The organism is Vibrio sp. 10N.222.46.A1 (assembly GCF_041473595.1).
Taxonomy (GTDB): Bacteria; Pseudomonadota; Gammaproteobacteria; order Enterobacterales; family Vibrionaceae; genus Vibrio; species Vibrio tasmaniensis_A.
On sequence record NZ_JBFRSN010001718.1, the window covers coordinates 1 to 534 of the forward strand.

A 534-nucleotide genomic window follows, 5' to 3' on the forward strand; every position below is an offset into this window, starting at 1 on the left:
CCAGTAAGCGGGGTTTTTTATATAAAGCTGTTTATTGCTTACTAAACAGGGTGTTAGTTAAACAAGGTGTTAGTTAGCTAAACGCTAAGGCGGTTAAACCGTAAACTTGTTTAATAGTTCGTCTTGTTGGCGAACATTGTCAGTTTGAACTTGCATTGCTGTGTTTGCGTCTTGAGCTGCGTTCGATACCTGTGTTGAAAGGTCTTTGATCTTAACTGTGTTGTTGTTGATCTCTTCCGCTACTAAACTCTGCTCTTCAGCTGCTGAAGCAATCTGAATATTCATATCAGAGATGCGCTGAATCGCGTCGCGGATGCGGTCAAGTGAAGAGTTTGCTTGCTGAGCGCGTTCAACGGCGTCAGTGGCTGTGTCTTTACTTTGATTCATCGCGTTAGATACAGAGCTTGCACCCGCTTGGAGCTGCTCAATCATGTTGCGGATTTCAGTGGTCGATTCTTGAGTACGTTGCGCCAGAGTGCGAACTTCATCGGCAACGACTGCGAAACCACGGCCCGATTCACCAGCACGCGCCGC

Annotated in this window: 1 protein-coding gene; it reads right to left on the bottom strand. The window is 46.8% G+C overall.

The genetic code is table 11. The features are described 5' to 3' along the window. Positions 1–93: 93 nt before the first annotated feature. Positions 94–534 (bottom strand): methyl-accepting chemotaxis protein (locus AB4496_RS28995; RefSeq protein ID WP_372133573.1); only part of this gene is annotated, 441 nt, incomplete at its 5' end.